20 protein-coding genes are annotated in these 20558 nt (G+C 65.9%); 13 read left to right on the forward strand and 7 right to left on the reverse strand.

The annotated features are described in order from the left end of the window. The first annotated feature begins 54 nt into the window (after positions 1-54). The 12 genes from QRM95_RS11420 to QRM95_RS11475 all read left to right on the forward strand — a co-directional run bounded on the left by QRM95_RS11420 (position 55) and on the right by QRM95_RS11475 (position 8600). Positions 55-264, forward strand: a complete 210-nt coding sequence (locus tag QRM95_RS11420) for a hypothetical protein (protein WP_133830737.1) — start codon at positions 55-57, stop codon at positions 262-264. Between the two features lie 328 nt (positions 265-592). Further along, the gene (locus QRM95_RS11425; RefSeq protein WP_285247736.1) at positions 593-3382 is read left to right on the forward strand and encodes an AAA family ATPase; all 2790 of its coding nucleotides are present in this window, start codon (positions 593-595) and stop codon (positions 3380-3382) included. 107 nt (positions 3383-3489) lie between these two features. Then, the gene (locus tag QRM95_RS11430; RefSeq protein WP_284975283.1) at positions 3490-4110 is read left to right on the forward strand and encodes a hypothetical protein; all 621 of its coding nucleotides are present in this window, start codon (positions 3490-3492) and stop codon (positions 4108-4110) included. A gap of 62 nt (positions 4111-4172) precedes the next feature. Next, the gene (locus QRM95_RS11435) at positions 4173-5114 is read left to right on the forward strand and encodes a hypothetical protein (protein ID WP_133830734.1); all 942 of its coding nucleotides are present in this window, start codon (positions 4173-4175) and stop codon (positions 5112-5114) included. A 36-nt stretch (positions 5115-5150) separates the two neighbouring features. Then, positions 5151-5852, forward strand: a complete 702-nt coding sequence (locus QRM95_RS11440; RefSeq protein WP_284975284.1) for a hypothetical protein — start codon at positions 5151-5153, stop codon at positions 5850-5852. Between the two features lie 2 nt (positions 5853-5854). Continuing rightward, complete coding sequence (locus QRM95_RS11445; protein ID WP_133830732.1) at positions 5855-6400, forward strand: hypothetical protein; 546 nt, start codon at positions 5855-5857, stop codon at positions 6398-6400. Between the two features lie 28 nt (positions 6401-6428). Beyond that, positions 6429-6587 (forward strand): hypothetical protein, encoded by a 159-nt coding sequence (locus QRM95_RS11450; RefSeq protein WP_285247737.1) that lies wholly within the window; start codon positions 6429-6431, stop codon positions 6585-6587. Beyond that, positions 6584-6922, forward strand: coding sequence for a phosphatase domain-containing protein (locus QRM95_RS11455; RefSeq protein ID WP_285247738.1), 339 nt, complete (start codon positions 6584-6586; stop codon positions 6920-6922). Before QRM95_RS11450 ends, QRM95_RS11455 begins: the two co-directional genes overlap by 4 nt. Before the next feature lie 157 nt (positions 6923-7079). Beyond that, positions 7080-7451: a hypothetical protein gene (locus QRM95_RS11460; protein ID WP_133830730.1), complete on the forward strand. Its 372-nt coding sequence runs from the start codon at positions 7080-7082 to the stop codon at positions 7449-7451. Beyond that, complete coding sequence (locus QRM95_RS11465) at positions 7444-7950, forward strand: hypothetical protein (protein WP_133830729.1); 507 nt, start codon at positions 7444-7446, stop codon at positions 7948-7950. Before QRM95_RS11460 ends, QRM95_RS11465 begins: the two co-directional genes overlap by 8 nt. 81 nt (positions 7951-8031) lie before the next feature. After that, positions 8032-8346 carry a hypothetical protein gene (locus QRM95_RS11470; protein ID WP_133830728.1) on the forward strand — a complete coding sequence of 105 codons (315 nt, stop codon included), beginning with the start codon at positions 8032-8034 and terminating at the stop codon, positions 8344-8346. Next, the gene (locus QRM95_RS11475) at positions 8343-8600 is read left to right on the forward strand and encodes a hypothetical protein (protein WP_133830727.1); all 258 of its coding nucleotides are present in this window, start codon (positions 8343-8345) and stop codon (positions 8598-8600) included. The genes QRM95_RS11470 and QRM95_RS11475 overlap by 4 nt, the downstream gene beginning before the upstream one ends. Positions 8601-8670: 70 nt before the next feature. On the opposite strand, the gene QRM95_RS11480 is transcribed toward QRM95_RS11475, so the two are convergent. Both QRM95_RS11480 and QRM95_RS11485 read right to left on the reverse strand, forming a co-directional pair. Then, positions 8671-9450: a hypothetical protein gene (locus QRM95_RS11480; protein ID WP_056387420.1), complete on the reverse strand. Its 780-nt coding sequence runs from the start codon at positions 9448-9450 to the stop codon at positions 8671-8673. 28 nt (positions 9451-9478) lie between these two features. After that, positions 9479-10498 carry an ATP-dependent DNA ligase gene (locus QRM95_RS11485; RefSeq protein WP_285247763.1) on the reverse strand — a complete coding sequence of 340 codons (1020 nt, stop codon included), beginning with the start codon at positions 10496-10498 and terminating at the stop codon, positions 9479-9481. A 153-nt stretch (positions 10499-10651) separates the two neighbouring features. Here QRM95_RS11485 and QRM95_RS11490 point away from each other — a divergent pair, with 153 nt between their 5' ends. Beyond that, a complete protein-coding gene (locus QRM95_RS11490) occupies positions 10652-11026 on the forward strand; it encodes a hypothetical protein (protein ID WP_133830709.1) in 375 nt (124 codons plus the stop codon). Between the two features lie 10 nt (positions 11027-11036). Here QRM95_RS11490 and QRM95_RS11495 read toward each other — a convergent pair whose 3' ends face one another. The 5 genes from QRM95_RS11495 to QRM95_RS11515 form a co-directional block, all read right to left on the reverse strand. Then, complete coding sequence (locus QRM95_RS11495) at positions 11037-12092, reverse strand: hypothetical protein (RefSeq protein ID WP_133830708.1); 1056 nt, start codon at positions 12090-12092, stop codon at positions 11037-11039. A gap of 144 nt (positions 12093-12236) precedes the next feature. Further along, entirely contained in the window at positions 12237-12608 is a 372-nt protein-coding gene (locus QRM95_RS11500) for an HU family DNA-binding protein (RefSeq protein ID WP_133830707.1), read from the reverse strand. A gap of 110 nt (positions 12609-12718) precedes the next feature. Next, positions 12719-13084, reverse strand: a complete 366-nt coding sequence (locus QRM95_RS11505; RefSeq protein WP_166185560.1) for a hypothetical protein — start codon at positions 13082-13084, stop codon at positions 12719-12721. Between the two features lie 30 nt (positions 13085-13114). After that, positions 13115-14869, reverse strand: coding sequence for a hypothetical protein (locus tag QRM95_RS11510; RefSeq protein WP_133830705.1), 1755 nt, complete (start codon positions 14867-14869; stop codon positions 13115-13117). Between the two features lies 1 nt (position 14870). Beyond that, on the reverse strand, positions 14871-20432 hold the full coding sequence (locus QRM95_RS11515; RefSeq protein WP_285247739.1) for a hypothetical protein: 5562 nt from the start codon (positions 20430-20432) through the stop codon (positions 14871-14873). Between the last annotated feature and the right edge of the window lie 126 nt (positions 20433-20558).

The following is a 20558-nucleotide window of genomic DNA, read 5'->3' on the forward strand; positions in this document are numbered from 1 at the left end:
GCGCTCGTGCGTGCGCGTACCGCGTTCGAACACAGGAAGAAGGACGTCACTGCCATGACCACCACGACCACCACCGCCGTCGGCACAGTCCGTGCGGCACAGCCCGAAGACAGGAGCGAGCAGATCTGCGACGACGCACTGCTGCTGGTCTCCGCCCACTCGGCGGACGCGGCCGACTGCCGTGATCTCGCACTCATGCTCGGCCTTGTCGAGGTGGACCCCTCCGGGTCCGTCACCAAGGCCAATCCCTGGAACGCCGACTGAAGGTGCTTCCCGCCGGGCCTACCCAAGAGGTGAGCCTGCGATTGACCGCCGCGCGCATGGGTAGCGCGCGGTGTCCGGGTCCGCGGGGCTGACGCCGCCGCGCCCGGATTCAGGGGCCTCACGGCCCCTGACGGGTGGGTTGAGAGGAGCGCGGGAGGGCTCGTCGCCAGAGGCGAGCCCTCCCGCTCTCATGCCCGCGCCCGTGACCCAAGCGCTCGTCTACGAGCATTCGACTGACCATTCGTCTCCTGTGAGAATGGTCTATGCGGCTTCCATTCGACAAACCCTCTCGACCCGCCTACTGATTCGTTCGAAGAAAGACGACACCATGCCTATTCTGCTTGACGACATCGACCTTTCCGCAGCCGCCGTCGCTGCCCAGAAGACCGTCGACCCGAAGTTCTTCTCCTCGCGCCTGACCGGGTCCGGCAAGAAGACCGGCCTGCTCAATGAGAGCCTGCGGCCGATCAACACCGCGACCAACACCGCCTACGCGGTTGACCGCGACATCGAGGTCAAGCAGAGCTCGACCCACCACGGCATCACCACCGCGCTGGTGCCGCTGGCCCCGATCACGCGCCGCTCCCTGCTCTCGGGCGGGTCGTTCACGCTGCCGGTACCGCATGTCGATGACCGCTTCGAGCTCGACATCGCCACGCCGACCAACTCCTGGGACGTGCACTTCGACATGACCCCCCAGGCCCTGACCGTGTACGAGGATAAGTCCGGCGACAAGATCCGCCGTGACCTGGTGATCCAGTACCGCCTGGAGCTCTACTTCCTCAAGCAGGGCTTGGCCGAGCCCGAGCGCGCCGTATCGGTGTCCCGCTCCATCGGCTACGGCAACCACGACGCGGCGGTGTTCCTGCAGTGGGACACCAGCCCCGCAGAGAATGCCCGCGACGTCATCGAGGATGTGCTCTCGGCCGCAGGGTTGAGTGCCACCAACCTCGACAAGCTCGCCGACTGGATGGACGAGTACCCGATCTACGAGCGCATCACGCGCCTGGCCCAGATCTGGGACTCCGAGGCCATCTCGGACACCGTCTGCCAGTACGTGCAGGACATGCCGGCCAGCCCCACCGAGGAGCAGCTGAACATGCTCGCGGTGCAGCTGCGCTACCTGGAGAACTACAACGTCCCGCTGGAGGCCTACCGCCGGATCCACCAGCAGCTGGACACCACGTTCTCCGCGCCGATCGCGGCGAAGCTGTCCAAGCAGAACCTCAGCCTGCTGATGAACCACACCCTCGACCACCTGGAGCGCATGAAGGGCCAGCTCCTCACGCCGCCCCAGCCGGCCACGGCCCCGGTCTTCCCGCCGCACCTGTCCAAGCAGCAGCTCGACGCGCTCAGCACGCACGAGCCGCTCGTGATGACGCAGGCCGGCGCGGGCACAGGCAAGTCGACCGTGATCCTTGAGCGCATCAAGTACCTCGAGACCTGCGGGGTGCCCGCCAGCGACATCACCGTCCTGTCGTTCACCAACGCCGCCGCCGACAACATCACGGAGAAGAACCCGAACGTCGGCTCGATGACGATCGCCAAGATGATCATCGACATCTATTCGATGAACCACCCGACCCACAAGGTCTCGGCCATCGACACGATCATCAACTCGATCGACATCTTCTACCCGAACAGCCAGTTCGCGGCGACGTTCCGACACCGCCTGCTGGAGGTCGACCAGAACAAGACCGGCGCGTTCACGGCCCTGAACACCTTCGTCGAGAACCACTTCGACGAGGTGATCGCGCTGCTCGACCGCATCGAGCAGACCTCGCTGGAGCTGCAGATCATCATCTGCTACCAGAAGATCGATGACATGTCCGAGCCTGCCCACGTGCAGAGCAAGTACCTGATCATCGACGAGGTCCAGGACAACTCGGTCTTCGAGTTCATCTACGTGCTGAAGTACATCACCAAGCACGCCCAGTCGCTGTTCATCGTCGGGGACGCCAGCCAGACGCTGTACGAGTTCCGATCGGCCAACCCGAGGGCGCTCAACACGCTGGAGGGCTCGGGGGTCTTCGCAACCTTCCGGCTCACGACGAATTACCGGAGCAACCAGGAGATTCTCGACTTCGCGAACGTCGTGCTTGGCGGTCTGGAGACCAACCAGTTCGCCAACATCCAGCTGCAGGCCAACTCGCTGGCGGTGCCCACGGCCGACTCCTTCCAGGAGAAGGTCACCCTCAACTACCACGAGGTGGCCCGCCTGACCGGCTTCATCGCCAACGACCTGCAGCCGCTCGTGCGCAACACGGTGATCCCGGAGTACGTTCAGGCCTGCCTGGACCGCGGCGAGCAGGTGGCCTTCCTGGCCTACGCCCGCCGTGAGGTGGCGCTGATCCAGGAAGTGCTCGAGAAGGCCTACCCGAACAAGCACGTGGCCTCGCTCGTCAGCGACCGCGTCTACGCCACGGACATCTTCTCGAAGTACATCAAGTTCTTCTGGAACGACGTCCTGCAGGTGCAGCCGGCCAACGCCTCGTTCGTGGTCTCGCAGGGGATCAAGGACAACATGGGCAAGCTGACGAAGAATGCCGGAAACGTCAACGTCGAGAAGGCAATCCTGCGCACCATCTCCGAGTGGTGGGTCGAGAACAGCGCCGCGATCAACGGCTGGGTGGCCCTGTGCAACCAGGGCAGCCTGCCTGCGAACGTGTTCTTCGACCGGCTCCGCGACAACCTCCTGTCCTTCGAGATCACGCGCAACCAGCAGAAGCTGAACGTGAACAAGCAGAAGAACCAGGAGCGCAAGCGGAAGAACCTCGAGTCCAAGGCCGATCTCGTCGTCTCGACGATCCACGGTGCCAAGGGCCTCGAGTTCGACAACGTCGTCGTCCTCTACAAGGAGGACGCGAAGATGACCCAGGACACCAAGCGGATGTTCTACGTCGCGTTCACGCGCGCCATGAAGAGCCAGTACGTGCTCTCCTACGGCACGGCGAAGAACCCGCCGATCCAGAGCAGCTACGAACAGATCGTCAACGCCCTCACCGAGCGTGACGAGAAGAACGCGCAGCGCGCTGCGGGCATCGACCCGACCCTTCTGGTCGACGACGAGGACGCCGGTACCGCCGGCGACCAGCAGCAGATCGCAGAAGCCGTCTGACCGACGGCACCGGCGCGGGCGCTCCACCTCCACGAGAGGTCGGAGCGCCCGCGCCTCCTGCTTCCCATCCCATAAACACAGCCAATGCAGCTTCGAAGGAGCACGCCATGACCGCCACTGGAATCCAGACCGGCTCAGAGGAGCTCGTGCCGGGCCCCGACAGTGCCTACGACCTGGTCATCTGCCACGACGACCGGATCGTCTTCCACGACCACTACCCCTCGCCAGCATTCCGGCTGCGCATGTGCGCGCAGCTGCTGACCGCCTCGGACGTCGTCCTGGGCGCAATCGACGCCTCCGCCGCGAACGAAGTGCACGAGCTGTACCAGTCCAGCTCCGGGCAGTGGGAGAGCGCCCCGGACAGCGTGGTCAACGCCATCGCCAAGCTCTGCCGCCGATGGGGCGTCCAGGTCTACGTGAGCACAACCCGCAAGAAGACCGAGGTTCCCGCCGCGCTCTATTCGGTGATCACCGAGTACGGCCCCGGACAGACTATCGCCGAGCACTTCACCTCCAGAGAGGCCCGCCGGGCCAGCCTCATCGAGCGTGCCGACATGTTCTTCAGCTCCCGCGGCAGCATCCCCGAGCGGGTGCTGGCCGACGAGCAGCGCCTCGCCGCGCTCGTGGGTGCGTTCCTCATGCCCGCCACCGTGCTCCTCACCGAGGCCGTGCTCGACGAGGCCGACGGCCACTACAAGCCCTCCGGCCGGCCACTGCCGATCCTCTGAGCACCGCCCGAGCGGACGGCCCCGACCACAACCCTGACCAGCAGACCCGGAAGGGACCCGCCATGTCCGCACCTGACACCGTCAAGCCCGAGAACCCGTACGCCCGTACGTACGCCGACTTTCTCGCCCAGACCCGGGAGCACGTCCTCGTCGTTCTGCACGACGAGGATCTCTACCGCCACTTCAGGATCCAGGCCCCAGGGACCCGCATGTGGTCCTGGGACGTCACCACCTGGCCCGGCCACCTGGCCACCAGCGGCGACATCGCCGACGGCTACATGTTCACCCGAGAACCCGACATGATCGGTTTCTTCGCGTCGGCCGGCAAGAGCGAGGGCTACTACTCCGACGGTGCGCCAAGCATCGACTTCCGCTACTGGGCCGAGAAGCTCTGCGGCGGCCGCTCCCGCGAAGTAAAGCAGTACGACTCGGATCTCTTCATCCAGCTGGTGCGGGAGCACCTCGAAGAAAGCGAGGGACTCGGCACCGAGGCCCAGGAGGTCCACCATCAGCAGTTGGCGCTGCTGGCGCGCCTGCACGAACTGCGCGGCCTTGACGGGGACGCACAGTTGGCGCTCTTCGAGGCCCACTGGAACGCCCAGGAGCACCTCGCGGCCACCGGCACCGTGCTGAACCACGAGCGCCGGAACGCGGCCGCTGCCGCGCGCGCTGCCCTCTGGAGCACCGACGGCATCCCCGACGAGAAGTTCGACCGGCTCACAGAGGAACACAACTGGATGGAGCTCGCCGACATCGAGGTCCCACGACATTCCCCTGCCGAGCGGCGCATGGAAATCATCGAAGACGCCCGCTGGCACGCCGACAGCGAGTCGGAGGCCCACAAATGGCTGGCTGAGCACGAGGACACCGTCGGCTCCGACACCTGGGAGTGGGACCTGCGCGACTGGGACATCCACTTCCTGTTCACCTGCTACTGCGTCGACCTGGCTGTGCGCCTCTACCGCGAGCACGCCGCCGCGAAGACACAGCAATCCGCCGCCTGAGCCGACCCCACCCACATCCCGACCCAAGGAGAACCCATGAGCGCCGATATGCTCACCGCGGCCATCGCCGTCCCGGCCGACCGCACCAAGCCGATCGACTTCGAACGCGGCCGCCTGATGGTCGAGGAGACCGCGGACCCTGAATCGTTCCGGTTCGACGACCCCGAGTCCCAGCTCGAGGAGCTGGTCGAGGACTTCGACCCCGACATGCACCTGGACGCCGAGGGCGAGCCGAGCCCGGAGGTCATCAAACGCGTCGGCCGCAGGGTCATCGACGAGCTCGAAGAGGCGCTGAACTCCAGCGAGACGGACACCATCGAGGTCGCCGGCTACCGGCTGCACCTCTCCGGCGGACTCTCCTCGGGCGATTCCCCCACTGACGCCGCCGACGCGATCTGGCACGCCCACCACCTGCCGGTGACCGTCCTGCTTGCCATGGGATTCATCCCCGACTGCCGCAGGCCGCTGTCCCGGACCAACGGCAACCCCGGACCTGTGACCGACACCGACATCGTCGACGCCATTGCCCTCGGCCTCGGCACCAAGCCGGAGTGGTCCGGTGCCGACGAACTGGAGTGGATCGCCAACGCGATCGGCTCCGTCCGGCCGCACCCGGGAGACCGGGACCCTGCCGAGTACCACACGGAGTTCACGGAGCGGCACGGCTTCGATCCGGTCGACGACAACTTTCTCATCGGCTATGTCAGCCAGTACGACAACCAGGAAGGCGGGGACTGACCTTGGCCAGCGGTGTTTTCATCCTCTGCGCGTGCTGCGCCCTCAAGCTCGTGAACGACGACGAGTCGGCTTGCCGCGACTACCACGGCCACGACCACGCTCCGCTGCAGGTGCCGGCTGGCACCGCGATCACCCAGGGTCCCCACGAATGGGCGGGCTCTCTCGAACTGACCTGCCATGGCCATGAGAACGGGACCATCCAGCCCCTCGGGGAGTACTGGGTGGCCCCAGCCCGGTCCCGCACCGGCCGAAGAAGGAGTGCGATGAGCAGCCGGACACCAGTGCCCGATGCGCTCTTCGACGCCGATCTCTGTCAGCCTCTCGGCCGCGAGGACTGGGTTGACCGCTTCGACTGGGTGATCATCGACAGGCGCGTTGTGCACGCGCCCGTCACCTGGACATGGACGTGTCCCACATGCGGAGAGTCCGGCGTCATGCCCGATGGTCCCGACCTGCTGGCAGTCCCGCACGGGTCACAGCATGCTGCAGGACTTTTCGGGACGATCGTCCCGCTCGACGTCGAGGCCGAGCGTCCGTTTACTGAATAGCCTCACCGCCCGGAAGGAGGGACCCACCATGACAGAAATCAGCACTGCCACGGCCGCGGTCATCTCGCCGGCCGTGATCGTCGACATCGACGGGACGGTCGCAACGCACACCCTTCCCGACGGACGCTTCATCAGGGGACACCACGAGTACCGGCTCGTCCCCTGGGACCTGCCAACCCGCCAGTGATCGAAACCGTGCGCGCCCTGCACGCTGCCGGACTTGAGATCGTGTTCTGCTCCGGCAGGCCGGTCATGGACGACAACGGCTGGGACGTCGGCCGCGCGACCTACGCCTGGCTCATCGAACATGTGGGGGAGTGGACTGCCAGCTGCCCTCTGTTCATGCGCGGACAGGGCGACCGCCGGCCGGACGACATCGTCAAGCCCGAGATCTACGAGGCCTTCATCCGCGGGCGGTGGGACGTCCGGCTCGCGCTGGATGACCGGCCCAGGGTGATCCGCGCCTGGCAGGCCCTCGGCGTGCCGGTGTTCGACGTCCAGCCCGGCTCGGGCGAGTTCTGACGCATGGCCCGCGCCCTCGACCCGCAGTGGGCCGCAGGGCGCGGGCCTGCTTCTCTTCAACTGCCCCGCTACGCCATTCCCCAGCGACTCAGTGTCCATCAGGAATGGTGGGATATGAGGCACTGGCATCCCATTCGACCACGAATAGACTGGAACCATGACTGACGACAAGACCCCCCAGGCCCCGCGCGAGGGCTCCCTGCCGAAGTTCTCCGTGAACGTCGCCCCGACCCAGAAGATTACCGCCGCCGACCTGGGCACCCTGCTCGAGCGCTTCCGCGCCGGGGATGCCGAACCCCTGATCTTCGGTGACGGGAACGTCCCCGAGGCCGCCGTAATCCCGTTCGCCGACTTCGTCGACCTGCTCCGGCGGGTCCACGCCGACGAGGCTGCGTTCCAGGCCGAGCTCTCCCGCCGCATCCGTGCCTCCGACGCCTCCGAGGAGCCCGGCCTGACCCTCGATGAGCTCGGCGATGAGCTGGGCGAGCCGGCCCGGTCAATGATCCGCAAGGTGCTCGACGATGACTGAGGGGCTGCGGATCAAGGTCCATCTCAGCCCCGGGGCCCGCCAGGACATCGAACGGTTCAACCAGCGCGCCCTGAAGAATCCGCACAGCCGGGATGAGGCGCTCCTTGAGGCCACCATCGTCATGCTCCACCGGCTCAACGGCCGCCGCCACCCGACTAAGCCGCTGGACTACGACTCCCGCTTTGCCGACCTCTCCGACTGCGACACAACCTACGTCGGTGCGGATCCCCATGAGAAGCCGCCGCTGCGCATCGTCTCACGCGACATCAGGCCCGAGCCGCCCGGCGGCATCACCCGGCGCGAGATCGTCGCCATCGGCGCACGCCGCGACAGTGAGGTCTACCGGACAGCCGGCCAGCGCCTCGGGCGGCCCGTCGGGGTCACCCTCGACCAGCTCGCCGCCCAGCGCCGCGCATCCGCGGCGAAGAACCCTGCCCCGCAGGCGGGCAGGGGGCTCGACATACCCGCACCCGTCGGTGCAGACCTCGAGTTCGACTGACCATTGCGCCTCGTTTCTGTTCGTCATTCAGCCTTTCTCATAGAATGGGCATGAATGATGATTCGATGGAAACGGGATTAAGTGATGCACGACTGCGACACGGACCACCAGGCCTGGGCTCCGGCCGTCGAGGAACCACGCCGGGGGATGAGCCCGCGGGCGCAGCTGACAATCCGCCGGAGCCTTGCCCTGGCGATCGCCCTGGGAATGGCCTACGGCATCTTCCATGTGGTCTTCCGCACCGATGTTCTTGCGCCGGTGATCGCTTACGCCGAACCCGTCAAAGACGGGATCACATGGGTGATCGAGGACCCGAAGCGGGCCTGGCTGGCCTTCGCCGTGCTCGTCACCCCGCACATTGGGCTCTACTACCTGCTGTTCGAGGACCGGAAATGAGGGGACTGGCCATGCTCAAGAACACCAGAACGATCGTGGGGCTGTGCGCACTAAGTGGAGTCTCGGTCACCGCCGTCATCGGCTGGGCTACCGGCTTCTTCGCCTGGGCCGTAGGCTCCGTCCGTAGCCTGTGGGATGGCTTCATCGCCTTCCTCAACTCGCCGTTCAGCTGGGAGCACCTCACCGCCGGCGCGGGCGTGCTGCTCATCCCGATCATCATCATTATCGTGATCTTCGCCATCGCGGATAACTGAGTCGCGCGGCATCTTTCGCGGAACCCGCTCCGGCTGCCGATTCTTGCTTCAGCGGGCACAAATTGGGTGCTTAGGCCCGCGATAGCTCGGAATGCCGCTCGAGGCTGTACCGGATCAAATCCATAGCCGGGGTAAGGGCCCAGACAAGCAGCCTCATGGTCGGCCGGTTTTCCTTGGCGATGACATCATCCGGCAGAGAAGTTGACTGCGCCGGCTTCAGCACGGCATCCGCGGCCCAGCGCCTGCCGTGGGCAAAACCCGAGCACAGCTGCCATACGGACAAGGCGGACGTCCTGGGCACCAGGTCGCGGACCTGCGTGAGTATGTGCGTGCTGCTGGGGAGAATCAACTTTCCAGCGGCCCCGGAGGCATCGAGAATAGCCTGCAGTTGCGCCTTGTCGCTGTCGAAGTCCGGAAGCGTTCCCTGAAGATTCGGATGGCGACGTGCCAGTTCGCTGTACGCAGTCTCGCGGTCTTTGGCTACCTTCAGCGACAGAGACAGCGAACGAACTATCCTGGTCGCCTGTTCTTCTGGCGCTGAAATCCAGGCGGCCTGTGCGGCGCACTCAATGGCTGCCCTGACCAGCGAGAACGGGGCAAGAGTATGTGATGCTCCGGCACCAAGCATGATGCTGTCCAGCGCGTGCAAATGATCGATCGCGCTGACTACCGCATTGGCGATGTTGTGCGACGCCTGGTGGGGTTTGATGAGCCCATCGTCCTGCGCCAGACGGCTTCCGGCTTCCGGGATCCACGCCTCGTGGGAATCCCGGAAGCCCAGCCAGGTCCTCAGCTCCTGAAAATACGAGTCGGCAATCTCGAACTCTTCAGGTTCATCTTCTCGTCGCATGACTCCATTCTTCACATGGCTACATTCTTTATCGCCAGGCACGCTGGAAGCCTTCCGGGAGGGATACTTCCGTCGGCGACAACTCAGGCCTGACCCGTATGAGGCGGACTGAATGCCGGAATGCCTGACCCGACCAGGCTATGTCGGCCGAGACTTCAACCACCAACGGCTCCACCAAAGTCAAGCGAGTGGTGCCGCCCTCCTTGGTGAAGCGGTCCAGCACCCGTTCGCTGATTTCCTCCGGCCATGGATGCCTTCCCCGGGGAGGATGAAGATATATGGCCAGATCCCTTCCCGCACGAGCCGTCAAGGACGTGGACCGGCCGACAATCCGCAGCCGTCCGTGTACCGGCAAACCCACCACCGCTGCCCGCGGGTGCGCCATGGGACCTATGACCGCCGCAAGAACCACATCAAGGGCGCTTCTGCTCTTGACCTTCAGCCAAATTCGCCGGGGCTCGTACGTCTGCCCTTCACCCTTGATCACAATTCCTTCCACGCCCGTGGCGGTCATGTCACTGAACCACGTGGCCGCCAGGGCCCGGTCGCTGGTCGCCGGTGACAGATGCAGTGGCGGAACCCACCCGCGCGCCAGCTCCTCGAGCAGAGCCCGGCGGTCCCGGAATTGAAGCCCGCGGGTATCCTGCCCCGCCACTGCCAGGACGTCGAAGGCGATCAGCGAGGCAGGGCTTTTCATCACGAGCTCCGCAAGAGCCGCCTTTGAGCTCACCAGGCGCATCTGCAGCGCATCGAAATCCAGCCGCCCTTCGGACCACACCACAACTTCGCCATCGACAACACAGCCCGGAGGGATCTGCTCACGCACGGAAGCCAACACGTCCGGAAAGTACCTGCTCAGATCCTTGCCCTGTCTGCTGTAGAGCCACGCCCCATCCGAACCGACCAGACACACTGCCCGGAAACCGTCGAACTTCATCTCAAAGACTGAGCCGCCGGACAGTGCGTCACCGCGTGGTATCGACTCCACGGCCTTGGCCAAAGCAAGGGCAACAGGAGGATGCAGGGCGGCCGGCAAACCTTCGAACATCGTGGGCACAGCGTAAGCCCAGCGAAGCAGGGGTGGAAACAAGGCTTCCTCCCGGCTGGATACAGCACCAAGCACCGGGAAGCGTCACAGCAAAGCTGTGACCGGGTCCTTCTTCGATCAGGGAAACCAACCACATTCGAAACAGGAGTCGTCATGTCCACTGAAGCTGTTACAAACCCCGCTGGGTCTGCCGGGACTGCCGGTGGCCGGCGCTACAAGGAACCCACCTCACAGCAGATTGAAGATGCCGCGGCCCTGATGTTCCTGGCGGCGACAAGGAAAGCTCTGCGGGACCAGCAGCACATCTGGGATGTCGAACTGGAGTTGGAAGTCACCTACACCGTGCACAACCAGCGCAGGTACTGCGTGCACGCCAGCACCCGTACAGGTGAAAGCCTCACGGGCCCACACGGTGTTCTCGTGCATCCGGCCAACGGAACTGCGGAAACGGCTGCCTGGAGCATTGCCGCCGAGGTTCGCAATGCAACGGCAAAACGTCGGCAAAAGGCGGCCATCAAGATTGCGTGACTACTGGCCTTTACCGGGGCGGGGCTTCCGAGGACCTTCCTGGCGTAGCTTGTGTTTTGTCACTGCCGATCTTCAGCCAGAACCAACCCACATACCAAAGAATCGCCACCAGTCCGATGACAAAGCTGACAAGCAGCAGAATCTTGGACACGACGTCCAGGCCCTTGGGCTCAAAGGCCATCATGACCAAAGGTACGAGGATTCCCAGCGAGAGGAGGCCCAGCATCCACATGGCCGCAGCCACTCCCTCTGGCTTGCCGACGCGGGCCAGCTCTTCATTCAAGCGGTCCCGCTCGGCAACAGCAGCCCGCAGCTGCGTCTTCAGATCAGCCTCAGCGCGGATTTCCTCATCCTGTCGTCGCACGTCCGCTGCGATCGCCCAGTCCGGTCTCAACGCCGCTGCCAGATTTGAGTAGTCGAAGAGATCTGTGGATCCAAGAATCGATAGTGCGGGAGGTTTTGGCAGGAAGGCGCGCCGGCGCTTGAATGCCTGTTCATAAAGATCCTGGTGGGCGTCCGGGATTTCCAGACCGCGCTCGACGAGATCTTCAAGGTCAAGATTCCTGGTATCGCCTTTTCTGAGCTTCAAATTGATGGCCTGCACTGCATTTTGCACCCGTTGCCGGAGTGCAACCGCGTACGGTTTGAGCTCTTCTTCTGCCGTTCCCCGTGCGACACGCTCTTGAATCAGGGCATCCAAGTCCAAGGACGGATTTTCAAGCAGTTTTTCCACTGCCACTTCGTAGAAGTAGCGTTCCGCCCTGTCCAATCGGGTCCGATGGGCCTCTTTCAGGTCCGCCTCAATGTGCCCAATGCGTCCAGCTGCTGCCTCCACCAGCCTCCTGATGCCCTCGCGTTCGCTGGAGATCGCAACAAGCCTGCTGACAAGGAAACCTCCAATGATGGCGACCAGAACGGCCGACGCCTGGCTGAGGGCGGACAACAAAGTGCTCGGGTCCCAGTCCTGTTCCGCCGACCTGACAATCACGCCAAATGGATCGCATTGCACCACTGACTGGAGCAATGGCACATGGGAGGTACAGGTAAGGAATTCAGACGAGATCACCGAGCGATCATAAGCGACCCCTGACGATGCGCCGTGCACAGGGACCGGTCCTGGCACCTGCAGCCCCTTACGGACACAAGAACCCCGGTGATGCTTCCGCATCGCCGGGGTTCTTCTTTTTTTCTGTCAGCAGCTGTCCGTCGTCTATCCCGCCACCCGGGCAAGGACCTCCTCAGCCTCGTCAAACTCGTCGATCAGCCGCAAGGTCTCCGGGCCACCCAGGTCAGCGTCCGGATCGAGCCGTCGATTGATGCTGCGTGACGCGGAGAACTTCAGCACCGAGTAGTCATCCACGTCCTTCTTGCCGAACCGGACCTTGTGGCCTTTGTGCGTCTGCCGGGCGAAGCGGCCAAAGCCGGTGAGCACGACGGTGTCTCCACGGCGCACGGCGTCGGTGAGCTCCGCGATGAGCGACTCGTACACCTCACTCACCACCCTTATCGGCTGTCCGCTGCGGCCGGCCACCTTCGAGATGAATCCACGCTTGCTGATCCGCGGATGAACCGTCGTCTTCATGCCCACACCTTTGTCCTATCATCCCTCGTCGTCCGCTTACTGCTTGAAAACCAGTTTATCCGACAGGCCTGTCGAAAAGCGATCCACAGACCTGTCGGTATCCATTCAAACTAAAGCTCGAAATCCGGATCAATGGACTGGCGGTCGTCCTTGTACTCGTAGTCAACTGACTCAATAATCGACCGAGTCTTCGGATCGCGCCGTGTGCTGACGATCTTGTCGTGGGACTCGTCGAACCGCTGCTGGTCGGCGATCCGGTGGGCCGCGTTGAGCTTGGCGTTGATGTTCTTGTCGCCGAACTCCATCATCGAGCTCACGGAGGACTTCGCACCCTGCTTGGTTGCGTTGACGTTCTTCTTGTTCTGCGCACGCTGCTGCTCCCAGCGACCGCGGTCCTCGGGCGTGACGTACCCGAACATCTGGGCGAGCCGGGAACCGTACCGCTCCTGCTGCTCTACCTGCTGGTCGTCGCTCATGGTCCTGTCTCCTTCTCGTTCGTTTCCGGACTATGCCGGCTGGTAGTCCTCGGCTCCGCGGTCGCGGCTCCACTGGCCCTCCGGCCCCGGCCGGGCCGAGGGGCCGGGCCCCTGTCGGAAGGGCTGGGGCCGCGTGCGCTGCGCCGCCAGGAAAGTAGCGGGATCGTCGACCGCGGCCCGCATCGTGTCCTGCCAGTCCTCGCCGAGGGCCAGCTTGAGCTCGTGCTCAAAATCCGGGTCCTCCTTGTTCAGCTCCTCGATGGCGTCCACGTAGGCGTTCGAGTAGACACGCTGCTGCTCCTCGTCCGAGAGGCCATCGATCTCCATGCTTGCGAGCATGCTCTCGGACTGGTCGAGGCGCTGCTGGAGGTCCTCGGGCAGCCCGCGGGTGTCCAGGCCCTGCTTCTTGGCCGCGAAACCGATCATGTAGCCCATGACACTGCCGCCGAGGGCCTGTCCGTCGCCACGCTGGACGCCGTCCAGCATCGCCGCCTTCATGGTTTCCGCCAGCTGCACCTGGTGCTCGTCCGGCTCCATCGGCAGGCGCAGCGTGAACATGCCCTCGTCGGGGATCCGCCGGCCCAGGTGGTCGTCGAACTCCCCGGTCCAGACCTCGCGTACCCTGTCGGTGCCCGCGAGGCGGGCCTCGTGCGGCGGGGCCTTGACGATGCGGCCGTGCGCGACGCCGTTGAACATCAGGCGCAGCTCCGGCTCGGACTCCATCCGCTCGCCGATGATCGTCCGGGCGCGCTTGACCACCTCGGCACGGTCGAGCCCGTCGTCCTCCATCTGCTGGCGCAGGCGCTTGCGCAGGGCCTTGTAGCTGGCGTTGATCTGCTTCGCGTCCTGCTCGAGGTCACGCATCTTCCAGAAGGCGTTCTCCATGAGTGCGACCTCGGTCATGGCCGCCGACTCGGGAGTAAACAACTCACGGTTGCCCCGCTCGCGGCGCTCCAGGTCCTCCAGGCGGGTACGCCAGCGTCGGGAAAGGAAGTCGTCCCTGCTGGTGCCCCACCGCCCGCCCGACTTCCCGGACTGCTTCCCGCCGTCGTCGCCGGCGGCCTCCTGCGCCTCCGGCGCGCCCCCGAACAGATCTCCGACCAGGGCCGCCTGGCGCTCGGCCCTCTCGCCGATGTGCCGGGTCTTCGCGTCGATCCGGTCCTGGACCTTGTCCTTGAACGGCTGCAGGTAGGAGTCCATCTCCTTCCTGAAGTCAGGAGCGAGCATCCGCATTGCCATCATCATGCCGGCGGCCTGGATGACCGAGTTCGGGTTCACGCCGCGGGTGAGCGGACGCAGGCAGCCCTGCATCATCATCTGCATGTAGACCGCGTGCATCGCGTCGAACTCCTTCGTGCGCTCCCCGTCGTTGAAGCCGGGCACGAGCAGCTTCGAATCGCGCAGCGTCTGCATGTACGCCTCGCCCGCCAGCCGCGTCTCCGCCCGAAGCTTCAGCAGCCGCTCCCGGTCGTCGAGGCCGTCATCGTCGGCCGCAGCGCGCTTCTGGTCGCGTGCACGCTGGCGCTCCCGCTCCTCGGTCCGCTCCCGCGTCGTGGCCCCGAAGAAGCCGCGGGCACGGTCGCGCAGCCGCTCGCGCTGCCCGCGTGAGGTGTCGTGTCCGGCCTGCGTCTCCGGCTCGTCGACAATCTCCGCGTCGATGATGTCCTCCTCCCCGCCGTCCATCCCGTACACGGCATGGACGTCGCCCAACGGGTCGACAGGCAGTGCCTTGCGCCCCCGGCCCCTGCCGCCCGGACCCATTTCCTGCTCCGTGTCCTGTGTCATGTCAGCCTCCCAGTCCATAGTCGTCGTCACTCTGCTGCTGCCCGGTCTCGTAGCTCGGCGTCCAGGCCGGGCGACGGCCGCCCACGCCGACGGCGTGTGCCGAGCGCCGGCTGGCACCGCGCGCCCTGGCGGCCCCGTCCCCGGTCTGCGCGAGCACGTCACGCTTGAGGACCGCGGCATCCACCGCGGCCTCCGCGGACTCCAGGCCGTCCAGCCCGTCGAGGCCGTGCGCCGCGAACGCGTCGAGCTCGCGCGCCGCCGCGGCCCGGGCACGGCGGGTGCCCGCTGAGGCGAACTGCTCGTTCTTCTCGCCGTCGAAGACGCTCTCGCGATTCTTCGCAGCCTGCACCAGCGCCTCGAAGTCGCCGCCGTAGGCCATACGGTCCATCACCGTGCCCGCCAGGGACGGGTCCTCCTCGAGGTTGCGCACCAGGCCCGACTTCGGGTCCTCCAGCGCGCGGGCGACACGGGCGACGCAGTCCGGGTTGACCGAAACGTTGAACCCGTCCTTGGCCTCGTAGAACTCGACGAACTGGGCCTCCCACTCCTCGGCCGTGGCCTGGACAGCCTCGCCGTCGGCGAACTCGGGACGCCACTGGCCGGGGCCGGTGTGCTCGAGCTTGCGGCCGCGCCACAGATCGCGCCCGGGACCCTGCAGCATCTCGTACTTGTGCCGTGCCTCCGCAGCGTCGTGCTTGGCCTGCAGGATCGACTGGGTCACCGGATAGGTCACCTCAAGCACCGCCTTCAGGTCAGCGCCACGCAGGGCGCGCACCGCACGCTGGGAGAACGAGCCACCCAGTCCCGTGCCGTGGGCCTTGATCGCCGTGGCGAACATCGAGGCCTCCTGGTCCTCCTGCGTGATGCCCGGCGTGCCCTGCTCGTCGCCGAGGTTGCGGGCGTAGTCCCCGAGCTTCTTCTCGCTACCCTTGGCCCCGGTCTCGACGCAGACTTCGCGCACGCTCTGCAAGTGCGCCTCGCGGCTGCTGAAGGTCAGCGCCGAGCCGAACTCGCCGCGCTGTGCCGAGCGATAGAGATCGCTGAGCTCCTCGACGAGGACCTCGTGGCCGGCGGCAACCTCGTGCGGATCGCTGACGAACCGCAGGCGGTTCGCCTCCTTGACGACACTCTCAAGGCTCTCCGCCAGCTCCGGGCTCTTGGACAGCGCCACCTGGGTGTCCAGCGAGACCTGCATGGCCAGCGGGTGCGAGCCGTCGGCCTTCACCACGCCGGTGTCCAGGAGGTTCGCTCCGACCGAGAGCCTGGCCATCGCCTCGGCCTTGGCGGCCTCGCTGTGCAGCCTCACGACGGCGACCGCGTCACCGTCGAAGTCGCCGTCGAAGCACTGGTCCATCACCGGGTTGATCGCCGCGCCGGTGAGCCGGTCGTCGATCGCCACGCGCATGTAGCGCACGCCGGCGTCGCGCAGGACCGGGTCGCGCCAGACCAGCGCGTGATCGCCTTCGGCCAGGCCCAGCTGCTCGGCCTTGACCGGGCTCAGAGCGATCTGATCGATGTCCAGCCGAGGGTCGGCGGTCCAGACCATCGTGGCCGAGTCCGACAGGCGCGAGCTCATCAGCCCGGTCTTGAAGATGTTGTTCTTGCCGGTCAGCACGCGGTTCTGCACGTCCGTGGTGATCGCCTCGAAGGCACGCTGGGCCCGCGAGACAGACTCGCTCATGCCCCGGCGCACCTCGGCGCGCTTGTCCGGCGACAGGCCGTGGTCGTCCAGCTGCTCGGCCATGTACCGGTAGCGGCAGGCTTCGACGAAGACGTCCTGATAGCTGCGCGTGTAGTCATGCGTGACGGACGTGCCGTCGTCGAACTCCTGGCCGCTGCGCAGGTGCGAAGAGAGCACCGGCAGCTTCCACGAAGTCGCGCTGACCGTCTCGGTCAGCTGACTCGTCGGGTAGGTCAGCGGAAAGGGGATTTCCATGTCGCCGCCACGATCGCCGATCAGGTCGCCGAAGGACTTGCGCATGGCCGTGGTGTTCAGCCCCGGCGTCGCGCCTTCGCTGCGCGGCTGCGTGCGCATCAGCTCCGGCATCGGGATCAGACGGCGCTCGGGCCGCTCGTCGACACTCTCGGCCTGGCCCACGACACGCAGGGTGCCGTCGGCCTCCATGTCCAGTCCCGCCACCAGCAGATACTCGCGCAGGTTCGACTCGGCACCGGAGTTGTGGCCGTAGAACTCGCGCATGATCGCCGGGCAGTCCTGGGACTGCAGCGCCCAGGCCAGCTGCGAGGAGGCCTTGCGCCCCTTGCCGGCGCGCACCTGTTCGTCGTCGTAGATCTTGGTCTTCTCGTCGACAGCCATGTGGGTGACCACGAACCGCATCTCGCCCAACCCTCCGTCGACCGGCCCGGCATCGGGGCCCTGGACGGCCGGGCGGCGGATGTCGCCCACGGCACCACCCATCAGCTCGCGCGCCGATCCGGCGTTGCGGCGGGAGATCAGCGAGAACGGGCTCATCACCACGTCGATGCCCGGGTTCTCCCTGAACCAGGCCACCTCCTGCTCCAGGCCCTGGGCACGCGCCTCGTCCGGGTCCATGTGGCGGTCGACCACCAGAGAGACGACACCCTTGTTGCCGTGCAGATCGCTGATCTTGTCGCCCACGACGAGGTCGCGCAGCTGGCCACCGGCCCCGCGGATGCGATGCCGCTCGGAGAACTCCGTCGACACCACGATCGGGTCGTCGGCCGTCCAGCCGCCGAAGGTCATCAGAGCGGTGCCGGTCGGCTTCGTCACCTCGGAAGACTGCATGATCGTCGAGGCCGTCATCTGCTGGCGGTCGAACGGGTCATAGCGCAGCGTCTCCAGCTCCGGCCGGCTCATCAGCGGGGCGCGGGAGCCGGTCACGGTCTCCGGGTCACCCGGCTCAATCGTGCCGTCGGGGCGCACGGCGGCGTCCTCGGTGAGGTAGCGCACGATGCCCTGGTTGGTCGCGCCGCCGGTCATCACCGGATCGAAGAAGCCGCCGGGAGCCGTCACATGGTTACGGTCGGTTCCCGTGAGCACCGTCATGTTCCGTCCACCGGTGAGCCGCCAGGCGTCGAAGACGTTGTCGTCGGCCGGGTCGGTGCGATCGCGTTCGGCGCGGTACTCGGCGTAGATCGTCGAGCCCTGCTTGATCTCGTTGGAGTAGCGCACGCGCTTGGCCTCGGTCTCGAGGATCGAGGCCGTCCACTCGTCCAGTCGTGCGGTGGCCTTGCCGGTGGCGGGGTCGACCTCATACGTCGTGGCCCGTTCGATGAAGTCAACCGGGTGCTTGGTGCCGTAGAGCTGCGAGTACACCGCGTTCAGCGAGGCCGGCTCGCCGGTCCGGCTGCGGCCGGAGACGAGGTCACCGGCAAGCTGGTACTGGATGCGCTCGTGCATCAGCTGTTCGTAGCCGCGCAGCACCGTGCGCTCCTCGACCGACTTGGGGGCCTCGCCCGGGGTCTGGGCCTTGATCCGCGCCTCGTAGCCGGGGACGATCAGCGCGTTCTCGCCACTGGCGAAGCGCGTGACAATCTCCCCATGGCTGCCGACATCGAAGACTTGGCCGATCTCACCGGAGACCGGCGTGGCCTTGCCGTCACGACGCAGCTTTTCGGCGGTCCAGCTGATGACGCCCTGCGCGTCGACCAGGATCTCACCCGGCGTCGCGGCGTTGCGCTCGATGCTCTCCCGGACGGTCTGACCGATCCGACGCATGAACTCCGAGGGATGCTCGGCGATGGGGGCGGCGGTGGCCGTGTGGAAGGAGACGATCCGGTCCTTGAAGCGGGTCGCCTGGAAGCTGGTACCCATGAGCTCGGTGGGAGGCACCCCGCAGCGGCGCAGCGCCGAGGCGAGGTTGTCCAGGTTCGACCACTGGCCGGTCGGGCTGGTCATGTACTTGGCGACGCGGGCGGGGTCGAAGCGCTGGTCGAGCCACTCGCCGTCGATCAGGTGCGGCTCCGCATCCCAGGTGCCGACCAGCTCGAACGGAACGTCATCAGCGTGCGCACGGACCTTGTCGGCGGCCGTGCCACCATAGACGAGGTTGCCCAGGTCCGGAAGCTCACCGGCCTGCAGCTCGCCGATCTCCTCCAGGCGCTCCTGGTACATCTCCTCGGTCGCGCCCGGACGCAGCAGCTCGCTGCGCGCTCCGGTGAGTACGTCCCAGTAAGAGCGCTGGATCGCCGCGACCTCGGGGTCAGAGGCATACTCCGGGGGCTCGATCTCGTCGAGCGCGCCCCCGGTGCGCTGCAGCTCAGACTCCGCGCGCAGAATCAGCTCCTCGACGCCCAGGGCGGCGCGCAGGTTCTCCCGCGCGGTGTCCACGGCCTCGCGACCGTAGGCCTCGGCCGGCTCTGCATCCACGAAGAAGGTCGGCAGGGAGTGGTTCTTGGCATCCCGGCGCAGCATGACCTTGGACCCGGGGCGCGGGGCGCTCTCACCGGGGACGACATAGTCCGCGACGACGAACATGCTCTCGCGGTCGACGTGATAGCTGTCCGGCACGTCGATGAGGGAGCGGCCGCGGCCATGCTCGGGGTGGCTGGAGCCGACGACGCCGACCACCGTGCCGGGAAGATCCTGGCGTTCGATGGGCAGGCCTTGGGCGAAACGCAACAGCCGCACGGCGTCCTCGGAAGTCGGGGCGGGCACGGCCATGCCGCCGGGCACCCGGTGATTGGTGCTGTAGCGCAGCACCGTTCCGTTGTCGTAGATGCGCGCCCCGGCGTACTCCTCCTGGCGCGTGTCAGTGAGACGGATCTCCATGCCGGTCCCGGAGATCCGGGCCTTGATCTGCCCGGGCTCACGGTCGCGCAGGACCTCGTAGGCCACGCCCTGGGACTTCAGCTCCTCGAGCAGCGCCGCCGAGCGCGCCACCGCCCGCTGGGACATGAAACGGTTGCGGTCAACGCGGCCGGTCTGCGGGTCGCGTCCGCCGTCGATGACCCACTCGCGGACCTGGTCGTACTCCTGGCGGCTCATCTTGTCCATGAGCGCCGTGAGGCCTGCGGCGTCGTCGTTGGTCATGGCACGGCCGGCCTCGTACGGCTTACCGTCCTCGTCGAGCCGCCAGAGCGTCATGTTCCCGCGGCGCGGCTCAGACAAGGACTCCACCTCGCCGCCGGCGTTCTTCACGATCGTCTCGTCGGGAATGTAGAGCAGCTCGGTACCTGCGCGCTTCACCGTCGCGCGCTCGGACCAGGCCGGGTCGTAAGGGCTGATCGGCAGCCGCGCCGAACGCGGGTCGATCTCCGCTCCGACGCCCGTGGCACGGGTGAACTCGCGCTGCAGCGTCTGGTAGCGCTCGTTGGCGGGGGAGTGGTCGCCGAACTGCGCCTCGTAGTCCGGGACGCGCTCGGAGAAGGCCGTGTCGATCGCAGTCAGGCACGCGGTGACGCCGAGTCCGGGATCAGCCAGGGCGGTTCCGCGCTGGCTGAGGATCTGGTCGACCCGTGCACGGATGGCCTTCGCCTGGGAGATCGGAATGATCTCCCCGCTCTGCTCCCGGGCCTGCTCGACTGCCTTGTAGAAGACGTACTCGTAGAAGTACCGCCTCAGTCCGTGTGCCTTCTTCATTGCTACTCAGCCTCCTGTGGACGCTCGGGGACATAACTATGTATAGATCATACCCTTATGATTCGAATGGAGGCGATAGACGAGTCAGAAACGAGCCAAAAGACGAATGCCGGGACAGTCGAATTG

This window comes from Pseudarthrobacter sp. efr-133-R2A-89, from assembly GCF_030209315.1.
GTDB lineage: Bacteria > Actinomycetota > Actinomycetes > Actinomycetales > Micrococcaceae > Arthrobacter.

What these genes read in the sequence shown, in the direction of transcription:
- QRM95_RS11440 (WP_284975284.1), top strand. Translation starts at nt 5,151, where the DNA reads ATGAGCGCCGATATGCTCACCGCGGCCATCGCCGTCCCGGCCGACCGC.
- QRM95_RS11475 (WP_133830727.1), top strand. Translation starts at nt 8,343, where the DNA reads ATGAGGGGACTGGCCATGCTCAAGAACACCAGAACGATCGTGGGGCTG.
- QRM95_RS11465 (WP_133830729.1), top strand. Translation starts at nt 7,444, where the DNA reads ATGACTGAGGGGCTGCGGATCAAGGTCCATCTCAGCCCCGGGGCCCGC.
- QRM95_RS11510 (WP_133830705.1), bottom strand. Translation starts at nt 14,869, where the DNA reads ATGACACAGGACACGGAGCAGGAAATGGGTCCGGGCGGCAGGGGCCGG.
- QRM95_RS11450 (WP_285247737.1), top strand. Translation starts at nt 6,429, where the DNA reads ATGACAGAAATCAGCACTGCCACGGCCGCGGTCATCTCGCCGGCCGTG.
- QRM95_RS11435 (WP_133830734.1), top strand. Translation starts at nt 4,173, where the DNA reads ATGTCCGCACCTGACACCGTCAAGCCCGAGAACCCGTACGCCCGTACG.
- QRM95_RS11490 (WP_133830709.1), top strand. Translation starts at nt 10,652, where the DNA reads ATGTCCACTGAAGCTGTTACAAACCCCGCTGGGTCTGCCGGGACTGCC.
- QRM95_RS11425 (WP_285247736.1), top strand. Translation starts at nt 593, where the DNA reads ATGCCTATTCTGCTTGACGACATCGACCTTTCCGCAGCCGCCGTCGCT.
- QRM95_RS11515 (WP_285247739.1), bottom strand. Translation starts at nt 20,432, where the DNA reads ATGAAGAAGGCACACGGACTGAGGCGGTACTTCTACGAGTACGTCTTC.
- QRM95_RS11430 (WP_284975283.1), top strand. Translation starts at nt 3,490, where the DNA reads ATGACCGCCACTGGAATCCAGACCGGCTCAGAGGAGCTCGTGCCGGGC.
- QRM95_RS11460 (WP_133830730.1), top strand. Translation starts at nt 7,080, where the DNA reads ATGACTGACGACAAGACCCCCCAGGCCCCGCGCGAGGGCTCCCTGCCG.
- QRM95_RS11420 (WP_133830737.1), top strand. Translation starts at nt 55, where the DNA reads ATGACCACCACGACCACCACCGCCGTCGGCACAGTCCGTGCGGCACAG.
- QRM95_RS11480 (WP_056387420.1), bottom strand. Translation starts at nt 9,450, where the DNA reads ATGCGACGAGAAGATGAACCTGAAGAGTTCGAGATTGCCGACTCGTAT.
- QRM95_RS11500 (WP_133830707.1), bottom strand. Translation starts at nt 12,608, where the DNA reads ATGAAGACGACGGTTCATCCGCGGATCAGCAAGCGTGGATTCATCTCG.
- QRM95_RS11485 (WP_285247763.1), bottom strand. Translation starts at nt 10,498, where the DNA reads ATGTTCGAAGGTTTGCCGGCCGCCCTGCATCCTCCTGTTGCCCTTGCT.
- QRM95_RS11505 (WP_166185560.1), bottom strand. Translation starts at nt 13,084, where the DNA reads ATGAGCGACGACCAGCAGGTAGAGCAGCAGGAGCGGTACGGTTCCCGG.